13 protein-coding genes are annotated in these 14549 nt (G+C 69.3%); 4 read left to right on the plus strand and 9 right to left on the minus strand.

Annotation, left to right across the window (positions count from 1 at the left end; all coding sequences use genetic code 11):
• The first annotated feature begins 40 nt into the window (after positions 1-40).
• Both EPA99_RS04000 and EPA99_RS04005 read left to right on the plus strand, forming a co-directional pair.
• Positions 41-1639 carry a GGDEF domain-containing protein gene (locus tag EPA99_RS04000; protein WP_164978556.1) on the plus strand — a complete coding sequence of 533 codons (1599 nt, stop codon included), beginning with the start codon at positions 41-43 and terminating at the stop codon, positions 1637-1639.
• Positions 1636-2598: a hypothetical protein gene (locus tag EPA99_RS04005; protein WP_241688262.1), complete on the plus strand. Its 963-nt coding sequence runs from the start codon at positions 1636-1638 to the stop codon at positions 2596-2598. The genes EPA99_RS04000 and EPA99_RS04005 overlap by 4 nt, the downstream gene beginning before the upstream one ends.
• 2 nt (positions 2599-2600) lie before the next feature.
• Here EPA99_RS04005 and eutC read toward each other — a convergent pair whose 3' ends face one another.
• The 6 genes from eutC to yidD form a co-directional block, all read right to left on the minus strand.
• Entirely contained in the window at positions 2601-3422 is an 822-nt protein-coding gene (gene eutC, locus EPA99_RS04010; protein WP_129469908.1) for an ethanolamine ammonia-lyase subunit EutC, read from the minus strand.
• Complete coding sequence (locus EPA99_RS04015; protein ID WP_129469909.1) at positions 3419-4813, minus strand: ethanolamine ammonia-lyase subunit EutB; 1395 nt, start codon at positions 4811-4813, stop codon at positions 3419-3421. Before EPA99_RS04015 ends, eutC begins: the two co-directional genes overlap by 4 nt.
• 1 nt (position 4814) lies before the next feature.
• Positions 4815-6179, minus strand: a complete 1365-nt coding sequence (eat, locus tag EPA99_RS04020) for an ethanolamine permease (RefSeq protein WP_129469910.1) — start codon at positions 6177-6179, stop codon at positions 4815-4817.
• A gap of 561 nt (positions 6180-6740) precedes the next feature.
• A complete protein-coding gene (locus tag EPA99_RS04025) occupies positions 6741-7616 on the minus strand; it encodes a M23 family metallopeptidase (RefSeq protein WP_164978557.1) in 876 nt (291 codons plus the stop codon).
• On the minus strand, positions 7613-8965 hold the full coding sequence (locus tag EPA99_RS04030; protein WP_129469911.1) for a dihydroorotase: 1353 nt from the start codon (positions 8963-8965) through the stop codon (positions 7613-7615). Before EPA99_RS04030 ends, EPA99_RS04025 begins: the two co-directional genes overlap by 4 nt.
• Entirely contained in the window at positions 8965-9222 is a 258-nt protein-coding gene (gene yidD, locus EPA99_RS04035; protein ID WP_129469912.1) for a membrane protein insertion efficiency factor YidD, read from the minus strand. The genes EPA99_RS04030 and yidD overlap by 1 nt, the downstream gene beginning before the upstream one ends.
• A gap of 109 nt (positions 9223-9331) precedes the next feature.
• Here yidD and dksA point away from each other — a divergent pair, with 109 nt between their 5' ends.
• Positions 9332-10357 carry an RNA polymerase-binding protein DksA gene (dksA, locus tag EPA99_RS04040; protein ID WP_129469913.1) on the plus strand — a complete coding sequence of 342 codons (1026 nt, stop codon included), beginning with the start codon at positions 9332-9334 and terminating at the stop codon, positions 10355-10357.
• 129 nt (positions 10358-10486) lie between these two features.
• On the opposite strand, the gene EPA99_RS04045 is transcribed toward dksA, so the two are convergent.
• The 3 genes from EPA99_RS04045 to cysS form a co-directional block, all read right to left on the minus strand.
• On the minus strand, positions 10487-11740 hold the full coding sequence (locus EPA99_RS04045; RefSeq protein ID WP_129469914.1) for an MFS transporter: 1254 nt from the start codon (positions 11738-11740) through the stop codon (positions 10487-10489).
• The gene (locus tag EPA99_RS04050) at positions 11737-12177 is read right to left on the minus strand and encodes a SufE family protein (protein WP_129469915.1); all 441 of its coding nucleotides are present in this window, start codon (positions 12175-12177) and stop codon (positions 11737-11739) included. Before EPA99_RS04050 ends, EPA99_RS04045 begins: the two co-directional genes overlap by 4 nt.
• A 152-nt stretch (positions 12178-12329) precedes the next feature.
• Complete coding sequence (gene cysS / locus EPA99_RS04055; protein ID WP_129469916.1) at positions 12330-13697, minus strand: cysteine--tRNA ligase; 1368 nt, start codon at positions 13695-13697, stop codon at positions 12330-12332.
• Between the two features lie 166 nt (positions 13698-13863).
• Between cysS and EPA99_RS04060 the strand changes: the two genes are divergently transcribed.
• Positions 13864-14373: a hypothetical protein gene (locus EPA99_RS04060; RefSeq protein ID WP_241688281.1), complete on the plus strand. Its 510-nt coding sequence runs from the start codon at positions 13864-13866 to the stop codon at positions 14371-14373.
• The last annotated feature ends 176 nt before the right edge of the window (positions 14374-14549 follow it).

Raw genomic sequence — 14549 nt, forward strand, 5'->3', positions numbered from 1 at the left:
ATCGACTGCGCGCGCGGAACCATCGTCGCCGGATGTCACCGTGCAGCGGCTGTCCGGCGATGCAAGCCCCGAAGCGATCCTCTCCGGCGCGCGCGTGGCCGAACTTCAGCCCGCCAAGAGCCGCGCCGACGTGCTGCGTGCGGATTCCTCCGAAGCGAGCTGGTGGCGCATCACCAGCCGTCGTGCCATCGGCGCCCAGGCCGAACCGCAACTGGTGCTGACCACGCCCTACCTGAGCCGCGTGGAGCTCTGGCTGCCCGGTCGCGGCGTGCCGCAGACTCGAATGCTCTATGGCCGCGACTACGACTCGCGCTACTCCACCCGCGCCCTGGTCTTTCCCTTGCCGGGCGATGTGCGGGCCGGTGAGGCGTTCTGGGTGCGGGTGACCTCGCGTGGCGCCGTGCCCATGCGGGTGTCCATCGAGCCGCGCGATGAGGTCCATCGCAAGGATCTGATCTTCGTCGGCGGGCGCATGGCCTTGCTTGGCAGTACCGCCATCCTGCTGGTGCTGGCCCTGGCCATGTGGCTGCGCGTGCGCGATGCGAACTACGCCATGTTCGCCGTGGCCATGGTCAGCATCATGCTGTACCTGGCCGCCGTTGGCGGGGAGATGCGCTTCATTCCCGGCCTGGCCCAGGTGTTCGGCAGCTCGTCGTTGCCGCAGCGGCTGGTCGGCGGGGTCGGGGTGATCGCCTCCAACGTGTTCCTGTGGACCTACATGGACCTGCGCCGGCAGATGCCCTGGGCCTACCGGCTGCTGCAGGCGCTCAGCGTGGTGATGGGCGTGGCCACCTTCGGCAGCGTGTTGGGTGCGGGCGCTGCGCTGACGATGGTGGCCAACCTCACCATCCTGGTGGTGGCCTCCAGCATCGTGGTCTGCTCGGTCATGCTTGCGCTGCGGGGCTCGCGGCCGGGCCTGGTGGTGATGGTGTCCTGGATCCCGCTGGCGATCTTCAGCTCGCTGCGGGTGCTGCAGATCGTGGGATGGTGGTCCGGGCCGGAATGGGCCGACCACCTGCAGAGTTTCGGCTTCGCCATGGCCGGCCTGCTGCTGATGCTCGGCACGACCGAGCAGATGCTGCACCTGCGCCGCGAGCACGACCGCGTCAGCCACATCGCGCGCGTGGACACGGTCACCGGGACCCTGTCGCGTGGCGCCCTCGACCGCGCCCTGGCCGAGACGCTGGCGCAAGCGCAGCACAGCGGCACGATCTTCTCGGTGGTGTTCATCGACGTGGACCATTTCAAGCAGGTCAATGACGTACACGGCCACGCCGTGGGCGATGCCTGCCTGCGCTTCATCGCCATGCGCGCGCGCAACCACCTGCGCGCCAGCGACGTGCTGGGCCGCTATGGCGGCGACGAGCTGCTGGCCATCCTGCCCGGCGCCGACGGCACCCGCGCGCGCGAGGTCGCCGCCAAGGTCCACCGCGCCGTCGCCGTGCGCCCACTGATGATCGATGGGCTGCAGCTGCCGTGCACGCTGAGCCTGGGCGCGGCGCAGTGGCGGCCGGGCGAGCGCGTGGAGGAGCTGCTGGCGCGCGCCGACGCGGCGCTGTATCGCAGCAAGGCCGCGGGCCGCAACTGCGTGCACCTGGCCCCTGGAGACACCCCAACCGCAGAGGAACTGTACGTATGAGCCTGAAGGATCAATCAACGTTGGCGTCGAACCAGGCCCACGCGCTGACGCCGCAAGCCTCGCTGCTGCCGGGCGATGTGCTGCTGATGCTGGGCGATGGCCCATTGTCGGCACTGATCGCCTGGTGCGGCGACAGCGTCTACAGCCACGCCGCCCTGGTGGCCGACAACGGCGAGCTGATCGAGGCGGCCGCCAGCGGCGTGCGCCGCTATCCCATCGCCCAGCGCCTGCAGGACGACAAGAACTTCGGCTTCATCGATGGCTTCCACACGCTGGCCCACGATGGCCAGGCGCTCGATGCGGCCGACCGCGCCGCCATCGTCGCCCACGCCCAGTCGCTGATCGGCACGCCGTATCCGCTGGACTCGCTGGCCACGCTCGGCGTCATCGTCGCCATCCGCGGCAAGCTGCCCCAGCATCGCCTGGCCCGCCTGCTGGTGCGCGAGGCGCTGGATCATCTGGTGAGGAACAATCCCTCGCACATGGTCTGCAGCGAGCTGGTGTTCCGGGCGCTGGCCGAGTGCGACGTGCAGCCATTGGGCCGCCTGGCGCCGACCATCGTCATCACCCCGCCCACGCACCTGCCGTTTCCGGAGATCGACTGGGTCGCGCTGCTGGAGGAGGTCGGCCCGCTGTTGTGGCCCAAGTCCAAGCTCAAGTTGGCATTGGCGGCCGCCACCCCCGTCGACGCGGCGGCCGGGGTGGTCGATGAGGCAGCGGTGGCCCCTGGCGAAGACCTCGCCGACGAGGCGCTGATGCAGCACGTGGCGCAGGCCCGTGCGGTCCTGGGCCTGCAGCCGGCACCGCCGAGCCTGGCCACCGACGCGGTGGGCGCGAAGATGGCGGCCGCGGGCCCTGCCGATGATCCGCGTCCCAATCCCAAGCTGGTCACGCCCCAGGACCTGGCGGCCACGCCGGACCACGTGGCGCTGGGCCGACTGATGCAGGCCGCGAGCTGACGCTAGCCGGGCAGCAGGAAATTGCCCGGGGAGGCCGGTGCGTCCGCGGACAGCTCGCGGCGGACTTCGTCCTTGAGCTGGACGCCGGTGAGCTGGCGTTGCCGCGCCTGCTCCATCAACCAGGCCAGCTTGTGCATGGCCGTCTCGTAGTCCAGGCCAGGCTGGCGGATGTTGGAGAGGCAATTGCGGGCCGCATCGGTCAGCCCGACCTGCGGCGACCAGGTCAGGTAGGCGCCCAGACTGTCGGGCGAGCTCAGGCCGGGGCGCTCGCCGATCAGGGTCAGGCACAGGCTCGCGCCCAGCAGCTCGCCGATCTCATCGCCGATGGCTACGCGTCCCTGGACCACCACGCACACCGGGGCCAGCGCCCAGCCCTGCGTGCGGGTGTGGGCAAGCAAGCGCTCAAGCATCGCCGGCGCGTGCCGATGCACCGCCAGCGCGGACAGCCCATCGGCGATGACGATCACCAGGTCCGGTGCGCCGCCGGACAGGGCGGCCTGGGCGCGCAGGGCCTCGCAAGAGGACGGATCCAAGCGTCGGCCCAGGTCCGGCCGCTGCAGGTAGGTCTGGCGGTCGGTCGCGGCGCTGTGCAGAGTCAGGGCAGGGTGACCGGCCTGCGCCAGCATCGCCTCGACGGGCGCCGGATCCAGCGGCAGATGCACCGCATCGCGCGCCTGCGCATGGGCGAACTGAAACTCAAGCTGCGCCGCCGTCGGCAGGCTGGTGCCGGCCTGGCCCAGGGCGATGCGCGCGGGGGTCAGCGCACGTAGCGGGCGCCACGGATCGGCCTGGTCGGCGGACTCGCCCGTCGGCCACTGGCTCATGGCAGGCGCGCCAAGGCCTGGCGAAAAGCGTCCGGCACCTGCGCGCCCAGCCGGAAACGACCTTCGTGGCGCTTGAGGATGTCCATCCGTTCCAGCCAGGCCTCGAACTCCGGCGCAGGCCGCAGGCCCAGCACCTGGCGGGCGTACAAGGCGTCGTGGAACGAGGTGGTCTGGTAGTGCAGCATCACATCGTCGCCGCCGGGAATACCCATGATGAAGTTGATCCCGGCCGCGCCCAGCAGCGTCAGCAGCACGTCCATGTCGTCCTGGTCGGCCTCGGCATGGTTGGTGTAACAGATGTCGCAGCCCATCGGCACGCCCAGCAGCTTGCCGCAAAAGTGGTCTTCCAGCCCGGCGCGGATGATCTGCTTGCCGTCGTACAGGTATTCCGGGCCGATGAAGCCGACCACGGTGTTGACCAGCAGCGGCTCGAACGCGCGCGCCACCGCGTAGGCGCGCGCCTCGCAGGTCTGCTGGTCCACGCCGTGGTGGGCATCGGCCGACAGCGCGCTGCCTTGCCCGGTCTCGAAATACATGACGTTGCGGCCCACGCTGCCGCGGCCCAGCGACAGCCCGGCCTCGTAGCCTTCCTGCAGCAGCGCCAGGTTGACGCCGAAGCTGGTGTTGGCGCGCTCGGTGCCAGCGATGGACTGGAACACCAGGTCCACCGGCGCGCCGCGCCGGATCGCCTCGATGGTGGTGGTGACATGGGCCAGCACGCAGGACTGCGTCGGGATCTGGTAGCCGCCAATCACGCCATCGAGCATTTTCAGCAGCTCGATGATGTCGCCGGTGCTGTCGCTGGCCGGGTTGATCCCGATCACCGCATCGCCATTGCCGTGCAGCAGGCCGTCGAGCACGCTGGCGGCGATACCCGCCGCATCGTCGGTGGGGTGGTTGGGCTGCAGGCGCGTGGACAGGCGGCCGCGCCCGCCCAGCGAATTGCGGAAGGCCGTGCGTACGCGCACCCGCGAGGCCACCAGCACCAGGTCCTGCACGCGCATCAGCTTGGACACGGCCGCCACCATTTCCGGAGTCAGGCCGGGGGCCAGGGCGGCCAGCGAGGCTTCCGTGGCCGCATCGCCCAGCAGCCAGTCGCGGAAGTCGCCCACGGTCAGGTGCGCCACCGGGGCGAAGGCCTGGCGGTCGTGGCGGTCGATGATCAGGCGGGTGACCTCGTCCTGCTCGTAAGGAATCACCGCCTCCTCGATGAAATGGCGCAACGGCACCTCGGCCAGGGCCATCTGCGCGGCCACGCGCTCGCGGTCGCTGTCGGCGGCGATGCCCGCCAACTGGTCGCCCGCGCGCCTGGGCGTGGCCTTGGCCAGCAGCGTCTTGAGGTCGCCGAAGTGCCACCTCTGTCCGCCGGCGAGCGTGGAGAAACCGGCCATGTCAGTGCGGCTCCAGCGCCGCGTCCGCGCGGATGCCACCGCGGCGCAAGCTCAGCTGGCACAGCGCCATGCCCGTGGCCATCAGGCCCACGAAGATCGCGGCCAGCAGCGGGTTGAACCACACCATCGTCACCAGGCACAGCAGCGCCAGCACCAGCGCGACCGCGGGCACCAGCGGATAGCCGGGCGCACGAAAACTGCGGGGCAGGTCCGGCTCGGCCCGGCGCAGCTTGAACAGGCTGAGCATGCTCATCAGATACATCACCACCGCGCCGAACACCGACAGGGTGATCATCGCCGCGGTCAGGCTCATGCCCTGCAGCTGGACCAGGCCATCGCTGAAGATCGCGGCGATGCCGATCACGCCGCCGGCCAGGATCGCCCGGTGCGGCGTGCGGAAGCGCGACAGCCTGGCCAGTCCGTGCGGCAGGAAGCCGGCGCGGGCCAGGGCGAAGAACTGGCGCGAGTAGCCCAGGATGATGCCGTGGAAGCTGGCCACCAGCCCGAACAGGCCGATCCACACCAGCATGTGCAGCCAGGTCGAGTCGTTGCCGACCACCGCCTTCATCGCCTGCGGCAGCGGGTCGTTGATGTTGCTCAGTGACCGCCAGTCGCCCACACCGCCGGCCAGGATCATCACCCCGAACGCCAGTGTCACCAGGGTCAGGATGCCGGCGATGTAGGCCCGGGGAATCGTGCGCCTGGGCTCCTTGGCTTCCTCGGCGGCCATGGCCGCGCCCTCGATGGCCAGGAAGAACCAGATGGCGAAGGGAATGGCGGCGAAGATGCCGGCGATGGCCTTGCCATCGAACCTGTCGTTGCCGGCCCAGCCCTCGAGCATGAAGCGGGACAGGGAAAAGCCCGGCGCCACCACGCCCATGAACACCAGCAGTTCGATCACCGCCAGCACCGTGACCACCAGCTCGAAGGTCGCCGCGATACTGACCCCGACGATGTTCAAGCCCATGAAGATCAGGTAGGCGCCCACCGCGGCCACGCGCGGGTCCAGGCCCGGGAACTGCACGTTGAGATAGGCGCCGATGGCCATCGAGATCGAGGGCGGGGCGAAGGTGAACTCGATCAGCGTGGCGATGCCGGCGATCATGCCGCCCAGGGGCCCGAACGCCCGCCAGCTGTAGGCGAAGGGGCCGCCGGCATGCGGGATGGCCGTGGTCAACTCGGTGAAGCTGAAGATGAAGCAGGTGTACATCGCCGCCACCAGCACGGTGGTGACCAGGAACCCCAGGGTGCCGGCCACCCCCCAGCCATAGCTCCAGCCGAAGTATTCGCCCGAGATCACCAGCCCGACGGCGATGCCCCACAGGTGCAGGGTGCCGAGCGTGGGCTTGAGCTGGGTGTCGGACATGCCGATGTTTCCTGCACGGTGGGGTCATGGAGGAGGGTGTCGGCCGCTGCGAACCAGCGGGCGCGGCACGCTTCCCTTATAAGCAATGTCGCGCCTGTTTGGCGAGTCCGGCACGACGGCGGCGCCCGAGGGTCTAAACTGGGCAGGTGCGCAAGCACGGGCAGGGCGGTCCAACGCGCGCTGTCACGTCTTGTCCTGGAGGCACGAACTCGCCTTTGGAGAGGCCAGCCCGTCGGAGTGCGGTATCGCCGCCGGTCCCTGCCGCAGCTGGAGCCAGGCGAGGCCACCGGGGGCGCCTGGCGGCACGTTAGATGTGCAGAGTCGCAATGAGAATGAGCGCGGCTCGATCTTGGTGCTGCCAGGGCTGGTCCCTGCCGCGTGGCGCGGGCCAGGCTCAGCAGGATCGACGATGGAGAGAGCGTCAAAACGAGCCGAATGCATCTTGCACCCTTGTGGGAGCGGCTTCAGCCGCGAAGAGGCTTCACTGGAAAAGCCTCTTCGCGGCTGAAGCCTCTTCCACAGAAACTCCGGCAGGAGCTCTCGCGTCCCGTTGGCCTCGCGCTATGGCTTGGTGCGCTCCAGTACCAGCAGCGGATCGATGCGGGTGTCGAACCAGTTCATCCCCCAATGCAGGTGGGGCCCGGTCGCCCGGCCGGTGGCCCCGACCGCCGCGATCACCTGGCCCTGTTGCACGCGGTCGCCGACTTTCACGTCGATGCGCGACAGGTGCAGGAAGTTGGAACTGATGCCGAAACCGTGATCCAGCAGCAGCGTGCCGCCGGTCAGGTACAGGTCCGGTCCGACGAAGGTCACCACGCCGCCGGCCGGCGCCTTGACCGGCGTGCCGGTGGGCACGGCGATATCCATGCCCGAATGGCCGCTGCCGGGCTGGCCGTTGTACACCCGGGCGTTGCCGAAGCGCCCGCTGATGCGTCCCTGCACCGGCCAGATGAAGGCCTGGGTGAAGTCGGTGAGATCCCGGTCCTGCGCGCGCGCAGCGGTGACCTGGGCCTGCTCGCGCTTGATGCGCTCGGCGATCGCCGGCGGCGGGTTGACGGTCTTGGGCGGCACGCCGTTGACGCGTTCGGTCGGCCAGTCGCGCGGGGTCACCGCGATGTTCACCGTCGCGCCGGCCTGGCCTGGCGGCGCGACGCTGAGCACCAGCGGGCCCTGGGCGTCGCGTCCGACCCCGAACACCACCGTGCCGTAGCCGGTGGCCCGCAGGGTGCGGCCGTCAAAGCGGACGGTCGAGCCGGGCGGCACCTTGCCGATGACCATCGCGCCCTGGGAAACGCTGTCGGGAAACACCACGCGCGCCGACGCCTGCTGAGCGCTGGCCGGGCCAGCGCCGACCCCGCACAGGCTTGCCGTCAGCGCCAGCGCGACCAACGCGGAGCGGGCGCAGCGCCGCGCGCCACGCAACAGCGTGTCGCTCATCGGTCGAAGGTGAGGCGCTCGCCGCGCGGGGTGCCGACCAGCTGTTCGCCATTCCAGGCCATGCGGCCGTTGACCCAGGTGGCGGCCACGCGCGACTGGAAGGTCGTGCCCTCGAAGGGCGAGTAGCCGCACTTGGACAGCACGTCTTCGCGCCTGACGGTGAAGGGCTCGTCTTCCACCAGCACCAGGTCGGCCCAGTAGCCCTCGCGCAGGAAGCCGCGCTCGGCCACGTCGAACAGCTGCGCAGGGGCATGGGCGAACTTCTGCACGATGCGCGCGCGGCTGGATTTCTTCTCGTGCACCAGCTCCAGTGCCGCCACCAGGGCGAACTGCACCAGCGGCAGGCCGCCGGGCGCCTTGGCGTAGTCGGTCTGGGATTTTTCTTCCAGGGTATGCGGGGCGTGGTCGGTGGCCAGCACGTCGATCACGTCATCGGCCAGCGCCTTGATCAGCGCCTGGCGGTCGCTGCCGTCCTTGATCGCCGGGTTGCACTTGATGAAGTTGCCCAGGCGCTCGTAATCCTCGCGCTGGAAGCGCAGGAAATGCACGCAGGTTTCTGCGGTGATTCGCTTGAGGCGCTTGCCGTCCTTGTCCGCCAGCGGGCCGGCCTTGAACAGCGCCAGCTCGTCGGCGGTGGAGATGTGCAGCACGTGCAGGCGCGTGCCATGGCGGGTGGCCAGCTCCAGCGCCAGGCGGGTGGACTTGATGCAGGCCTCGCGCGAGCGGATGTCCGGATGGAACTTCACCGGGATCTCGTCGCCGTACTGGGCGCGGTAGCGCTCCTGGTTGGCGTTGATCATCGGCGTGTCCTCGCAGTGCGTGATGATCGGCACCGGGGTGTCGCGGAAGATCGCATCCAGGGTTTCCGGGTTGTCCACCAGCATGTTGCCGGTGGAGGCGCCCATGAACACCTTCACCCCCGGCGTGGCCTTGGGGTCGGTGCGCTGGATGTCGGCCAGGTTGTCGTTGCTGGCGCCCATGTAGAAGCCATGGTTGCCCCAGGCGCGGCCCCTGGCGATGGCGTACTTGGCTTCCAGCGCCTCGGCGTTGAGGGTCGGCGGCTTGGTGTTGGGCATCTCCATGAAGCTGGTCAGCCCGCCAGCCACCGCCGCGGCCGACTCGGTGGCGATATCGCCCTTGTGGGTCAGGCCCGGTTCGCGGAAATGCACCTGGTCGTCGATCATGCCCGGCATCAGCCAGCGGCCGCCGGCATCGATCACCTTGTCGTCGGCCCCGGGCCGGATCTGCGCCGCAATCTTGGCGATGCGGCCGTTTTCGATCTTCAAGTCCGATTCGAACTCGCGACCTTCGTTGACCAGGCGGGCGTTGACGATGACGGTTGAGGGCATCAGGACTGACCTTTGGGTTCTCGGCGTGGAACTCGATGGGGAACAGGCGGGACGGGGTCGTGCCCGCCAGGATGGAAGGGGTGGCAGCGGCCGATGCGCCTGAGCGCCAGCCAGCTGCCGCGCAGCGGACCGAACCGGCCGATGGCCTCCATGGCGTACTCCGAGCAGCTCGGCGCGAACCTGCAGCGCGGCCCCAGCAGGGGGCTCACGAACAGCTTGTAGAGCCGCAACAGGCCGATGAGGATACGCGACAGCATGGGGCGATCATACGTGCACACGGTGAACACGCGGTTGCCGCCCCCCCGGGTGTAGGCTATAAAGGCCCGCTTTTCCCGAGCCCCGGGAGATTTCAAGGAAGCGTTTTTCGTGGCTGCCAAGAAACCCGCCAAGAAGGCCGTCAAGGCCGTAAAGACCCCCGCCAAGCCGGCGAAGAAGTCTGTCGCCGTGGTGAAGAAAGCAGTAGCCAAGAAGCCCGCGGCGCCCGCCGCGAAGAAGGCGGCGCCCACCAGCGCTTCCAAGAAGGCGGTCGCCAAGAAGGCGCCCGCGGCCAAGACACCTGCTGCCAAGGCCCCCGCGGCCAGCAAGCCGGTGGCGGCCAAGAAGCCCGCGCCCGCCCCGGTCGCCAAGGCGCCGGCCAAGAAGGCCGCTCCCCCCGCACCGAAGCCAGCTGCAAAGCCCGCTCCGGCCAAGTCTGCCCCCAAGGCAGCGGCCCCAGCGGTTGCGCCCGTGACAACGTCGCCTGCGAAACCGTCGACGCCCGCTGCCGAGGCTAACGCCCCAAAGAGCACCGTGCCCGCACCGAAGAACGTCAAGAAGACCGACAAGCCCGCCACCAGCCAGGCTTCCACCGCATCCGCGCCCAAGGCGACCCCGGCCCGTACCACGGGCAAGGTGGCCGTGGCCGTGGCGGCCAAACCCGCCGCACCGACGCCCAAGAACCAGTACAAGGTCGTCGACTACAAGGTCGATGAGGCCACCGGCCGTCCGATCCTTCCCAAGGGCTACAAGCCCAGCCCGGAAGAGGAGTACATGAGCCCGCTGCAGCTGGAGTACTTCCGCCAGCGGCTGATCAAGTGGCGCAGCGACCTGGTGGAGGAATCCAAGCAGACCATCGAGAACCTCAAGGAAGAAGTCCGCGACATCGGCGATGAGGCCGAGCGCGCGACCCGCGAGACCGAGAACTCGCTGGAACTGCGCACCCGCGACCGCTACCGCAAGCTGATCGGCAAGATCGACAGCACGCTCAAGCGCCTGGACGGCGGGGACTACGGCTTCTGCGTGGACACCGGCGAGGAAATCGGCCTGGAGCGCATGGAAGCCCGCCTCACCGCCGAGCGCACCATCGACGCCCAGGAACGCTGGGAGCATCTGCAGAAGCAGCAGGGCGACTGATCGCGCCGCCGCATCTGCAGTTGAGAGTCACGAGAAATCCCGCTTCGGCGGGATTTTTCGTTGTCGGCGGCCGCGCGGCAATGAACCGCACACGTCATGCCGCCTGGCATGGCATCGGCCGAGTTCCGACTAGGCCAGGTCCGAGATGTTCAGCCGCCGCAGCCGTGGCGCCTTGACCGCGGTGATGCCCACCACGCACAGGGTCACGCAGCCGCCCAGGACGATGGCCGGCACCAGGGTCAGCAGGCGGGCCATCACTCCGTCGTAGAACGCGCCCAGTTCGTTGGACGAGCTGATGAAGATGCTGTTGATGGAGGAGACGCGGCCGCGCATGTCGTCCGGGGTGGCCAGCTGCATGATGGTCGAGCGCAGCACCATCGACACCCCGTCGCACAGGCCGTAGACGACCAGGATGCCGGCCGAGAGCCAGAAGTTGCGCGACAGGCCGAAGGCAATGGTGCACAGGCCGAACGACGCCACGGCGATCATCAGGATCCGGCCGGCGTTGCGATTGATCGGGTGGCGGGCGATCCACAGCCCGGCGGCGACCGCGCCCAGCGAAGGGCAGGCGCGCAGGATGCCCAGGCCTTCCGGGCCGGCGTGCAGAATGTCGTGGATGAAGGCCGGCAGCATCGACACCGCACCGCCGAGCAGCACCGAGAACATGTCCAGGGCCATCGCGCCGAGCATGATCTGGTTGGAGAACACGAAGCGCAGGCCTTCGCCAATGCTCTTGAACACCGGCGCGCGCGGTCCGGTGGCGATCGGTTCGGCCACCTTCAGCGGGAACAGCACCGCGATGGCCAGCGCCGCCAGCGCCACGGCGACCGCGTACGCCAGCGTGGTGCCGCCCCAGGCCACCAGGATCCCGCCCAGGGCCGGTCCCAGCACCATGCCGGACTGGAAGAACACGCTGGCGATGCTGGTGCCGCGTGCGTACTGATGCCGGGCCAGCACGCGCGCGAACAAGGCGTTGTAGACCGGGGTAAGGAAGCAGCGGGCCACGCCGGTCACGCTCACGGCCGCGTACATGGGCCACACGCCCTGGGCGGGCAGCCAGCCGCGGGTGACGGCAAGCAGGACCGCCGCGGTCAGCAGCAGGCCCAGGCATGCGGCCATGCCAAGCTTGCGCCGCGGCAGGTGGTCGACCAGGTAGCCGGCGAACGGCGCGGTACAGACGAAGGGAAGTACCTCGGCCAGGCCGATCAGGCCCAGCGCCAGCGGATTGCCGGTGAGCTGGTAGATATGCCAGCCCACCGCCACCGAGACCACCTGGTAGGAAAGGATGGCGCCGATGCGGTAGGTGAGGGTGCGGATGAAGCCGGGCTGGCGCAGGACCTCGCGTGCGCTGACCTGCGCCGGTGGGGACGGCGGAAGGTTCACGCCTGTTGGGCCTTGGCGGTCTGGCGAATGAAGGCGAGCAAGGCGGCCAGGCCGTTGCTGCGGGTCGGCGAGAGGTGCTTGGCCAGGCCGATATCGGCGATGTAATCAGGCTCGGTGGCCAGGATCTCATCCGCCGGCCGGCCCGAGTACACACGCAAGGCCAGGTAGATCAGGCCCGAAACGATGGCCGAGTCGCTGACGGCCTGGAAGTCCAGCTTGCCGGCGTGGCCCTGCGGCACGATCCACACCATCGACTGGCAGCCCAGCAGGCGGTGTTCCTCGGTCTTGAAGGCCTCGGGAAACGGCGGCAGCTTGCGGCCCAGGTCGATCAGGTACTGGTAGCGCTCGGACCAGTCGGAGAAGAAGGAGAACTCGTCCTTGATGGCCGCCTGGGCCTGGGCCGCGGTCGGTTCCAGCGGGAAAACGGTGTCGTTCATGCGGATTCCAGATTGCGAGGGTCCACCTTGCGCGCTTGCGCTGTGGGGTGGGGTGAGGGCGGCGTGCCAGGGGCTGGGTGCCGTGCGCGCCTGGCGAGGGTGTCGTGACCGACTCCGAGTGTGCGCTCGAGCGAGACGGCCGAGCCCGCGGTTCAGCCGCGCTTCCAGCGCACGCCCTGCGCGGTGTCCTCCAGCACGATGCCTTGCTCGGCCAGCTGGTTGCGGATGGCATCGGCGCGGGCGAAATCGCGTGCGGCCTTGGCCGCGGCGCGCTCGTCGACCAGGGCCTGGATGCGGGCATCGTCCTCGGAGGTGGTGCCGCGGCCGAACCAGTCGGCCGGTCCCTGCTGCAGCACGCCCAGTGCCAGGCCGGCGCCGAGCAGCTCGGATTTCAGGCGCAGCCTGTCGTCCTCGTGCGTGGCCTTGCGCGCCTCGGCGGCAATGCGCGCCAGCTCGGCCAGCGCCTGCGGCGTGTTGAGGTCGTCCTCCAGCGCGGCCTCGACGCTGGCCGGGATCAGTGCCGGGGCCTGGACCTGCTCCAAGTCGCGCAAGGTGCCGTACAGGCGGTCCAGCGTGCGCACTGACTGCTCGATCAGGGCGTCGGACCACTCCAGCGGCTGCCGGTAATGCGCCGAGAGCAGGGCGTAGCGCAGGGCTTCGGGCGGATGGCGCTGCAGCAGGTCGTGCACGCGTTCGATGTTGCCCACGGACTTGCTCATCTTGGCGCCGCCGAAGTTGAGCATGCCGTTGTGCAGCCAGAAGCGGGCGAAGGTCTTGCCACCGTGCGCGCACTCGCTCTGCGCCACCTCGTTCTCGTGGTGCGGGAACTGCAGGTCCACGCCGCCGGCATGGATGTCGATGGTCTGGCCCAGGTGCGCGGCGGCCATCGCCGAGCACTCGATGTGCCAGCCCGGGCGCCCACGACCCCAGGGCGAGTCCCAGCCGGGCAGGTCGTCGGTGGAGGGCTTCCACAGCACGAAGTCGCCGGCCTCGCGCTTGTAGGGCGCCACGTCCACGCGCGCGCCGGCCAGCAGCTCCTCCGGGTCGCGGCGCGAAAGCTGGCCGTACCGGTCGAATGAGCTCACCGAGAACAGCACATGGCCATCGGCAGCGTAGGCGTGGCCGCTTTCGATCAGGCGCTGGATCATGGCGATGATGTGCGGGATATGCGCGGTGGCCTCCGGCTCGATGTCCGGCGGCACCACGCCCAGGGCGGCCATGTCGGCACGGTAGGCCGCGGCGAAGGTGTCGGTGATGGTGGAGATCGGCACGCCTTGCTCGGCGGCGGCGGCGTTGATCTTGTCGTCCACGTCGGTGATGTTGCGCGCATAGCGCAAGCCGCCGTAGCGCCTGCGCAGTAGCTGGGCCAGCACGCCGAACACCACCGGCCCGCGCGCATTGCCGATATGGACGTAGTTGTAGACCGTCGGGCCGCAGACATACATGGTCGGGCTGGCCGGATCGAGCGGGGCGAAGTCTTCGGTCTGACGCGTCAGCGTATTGAACAGGCGCAGGGGCATGGGGGCGAACGTGGCGGCAATCGGGTCATTTTAGCCCAGCGCGATGCCGCGACAGGCCAGATTCAGCCCCGAGCACGCCTTGCTGCCTACACTCGGCCATCCGCCGCTCGTCTCTGCCTTCAGCTCCCGCATGCCGTCCCTCGTGTCTTCGATCCTCCTGACCTGCATGCTCGCGCTGGTCGCCGGCACCGTGCGCGCGCAAAGCGTGGTGGTCAAGGACAACGTGCGGCTGGAGTATGCCCAGGTGCTGTCGGTCGATCCGGTCTACCAGACCCTGCGTGCCTCGCGCATGGAGCAGCAGTGCGAGGAGCCGGACAAGGACGCCAAGAAGCCCAAGCCGGTCGGCGAGGACGGCAAGCCCGAGGGCAAGCTCTCGCGCATGGTCGACTCGGTAAAGGAGTTCTTCGGCAGCGCCGGGGAGGACAAGGCGGTCCCCGCGCAGGCGGCCGGCCCGGCGCCGGCAAGCCGGAGCTGCCGCATGGTGCAGGTGGACCGCGAGTTCCGCCGCCCGATCGCCTACGACGTGGACTATGTGTGGAAGGGCACCAAGTACCGCTCGCGCCTGGCCGAGGATCCGGGCAACCGCCTGCGCATCCGCGTGGCGGTGACTCCGTACGTGCCTGGCCAGCCCACGCCGCCGCAGCCGGGCGATGGCGCGCAGGCGGCGGTGCCGTGAGCGATCGCCGCCTGCGCCTTGCGCCGTCGGGATTCGCGTGCGACCATGCGCGCCCGATGAACATGACCACGCTCCTTCACGCAAGCGCCGCCCGGATGGCCTCGGGCATGACCTCGCGTGCTCGCCGACCGGAATCCCACATCCTCGCTGGGTGACCGGAAGCTGCGTGCTGTCTG

The organism is Pseudoxanthomonas composti (genome assembly GCF_004122095.1).
Lineage (GTDB): Bacteria > Pseudomonadota > Gammaproteobacteria > Xanthomonadales > Xanthomonadaceae > Pseudoxanthomonas_A > Pseudoxanthomonas_A composti.

Bases quoted from the DNA above. Each gene is read 5' to 3' on its own strand.
- EPA99_RS04005 (WP_241688262.1), top strand. From the start codon at position 1,636: ATGAGCCTGAAGGATCAATCAACGTTGGCGTCGAACCAGGCCCACGCG.
- eutC (WP_129469908.1), bottom strand. From the start codon at position 3,422: ATGAGCCAGTGGCCGACGGGCGAGTCCGCCGACCAGGCCGATCCGTGG.
- EPA99_RS04015 (WP_129469909.1), bottom strand. From the start codon at position 4,813: ATGGCCGGTTTCTCCACGCTCGCCGGCGGACAGAGGTGGCACTTCGGC.
- eat (WP_129469910.1), bottom strand. From the start codon at position 6,179: ATGTCCGACACCCAGCTCAAGCCCACGCTCGGCACCCTGCACCTGTGG.
- EPA99_RS04025 (WP_164978557.1), bottom strand. From the start codon at position 7,616: ATGAGCGACACGCTGTTGCGTGGCGCGCGGCGCTGCGCCCGCTCCGCG.
- EPA99_RS04030 (WP_129469911.1), bottom strand. From the start codon at position 8,965: ATGCCCTCAACCGTCATCGTCAACGCCCGCCTGGTCAACGAAGGTCGC.
- yidD (WP_129469912.1), bottom strand. From the start codon at position 9,222: ATGCTGTCGCGTATCCTCATCGGCCTGTTGCGGCTCTACAAGCTGTTC.
- EPA99_RS04050 (WP_129469915.1), bottom strand. From the start codon at position 12,177: ATGAACGACACCGTTTTCCCGCTGGAACCGACCGCGGCCCAGGCCCAG.
- cysS (WP_129469916.1), bottom strand. From the start codon at position 13,697: ATGCCCCTGCGCCTGTTCAATACGCTGACGCGTCAGACCGAAGACTTC.
- EPA99_RS04060 (WP_241688281.1), top strand. From the start codon at position 13,864: ATGCTCGCGCTGGTCGCCGGCACCGTGCGCGCGCAAAGCGTGGTGGTC.